This window comes from Brevundimonas sp. P7753 (assembly GCF_013386595.1).
GTDB lineage: Bacteria > Pseudomonadota > Alphaproteobacteria > Caulobacterales > Caulobacteraceae > Brevundimonas > Brevundimonas bullata.
In genome coordinates this window covers 1-683 of record NZ_JACARP010000119.1, presented here as the reverse complement: position 1 = coordinate 683, position 683 = coordinate 1, and the positions used below count along the sequence as shown (strand labels likewise).

Here is a 683-nt window from a genome sequence, read left to right as displayed (position 1 = left end):
GGCGGGGCCTGACCTATGATCTCGCCTTCGGGACCTTGGTGACGACCGGCGTCCTGGCGGGCGAGTTCCTGGTCGGCAACGGGCCGGCCCTGTCGGCCATGTTCACCGTGATGAATCTGCTGGAGATTGGTCTGGCGGTCGTCCTGGCACGACGCTTCGTGCCCGGACTGAGCGTCAACTCCGTCGAGGGCCTGATGCGGTTCCTGGGCGTTTGCGCGATGGCCGCCCTGCCGAGCGCGGTGCTGAGCGCCCTGGCGCTGAACCTCATGGTCGGCTCCGACGTCCTTGACGGGGCGCGGGTCTGGTGGTGCGGTCACGCCCTGGGCTTCGCCGTCGTGGGCGCCTTTGGCTTGGCCGTGCAACGGCGCCATCTGTCGATCGTGCGCGAACCGGCGCGTCTGGCCGAGGGGATCGCCCTTCTGGGGCTGATCGGTTCCGCCTGCTACGCCATCTTCTCCCAACTGAGCCTGCCCTACGGCTTCTTGCTGATGCCGCTGCTGCTGATGATGGCAGTGAGGTTCAGGGTCGTCGGCATCGCTTCCGCCCTGGTTCTGGTGACGGTCATGGCCGTCGGCGGGACGATGGCGGGCAACGGTCCCTATCATTCATTTGCTCCCGAGAATCGGGCCCTGCTGGCGCAGCTTCTGGTCTTGCTGGGCTATATGCCGATCCTGATGGTCGCG

General features: G+C 66.8%; 1 protein-coding gene. It reads left to right on the top strand.

Going from position 1 to position 683, the window contains the following annotated elements:
• Window positions 1-683 (top strand): MASE1 domain-containing protein (locus HX774_RS17645; RefSeq protein WP_178828763.1); only part of this gene is annotated, 683 nt, incomplete at both ends.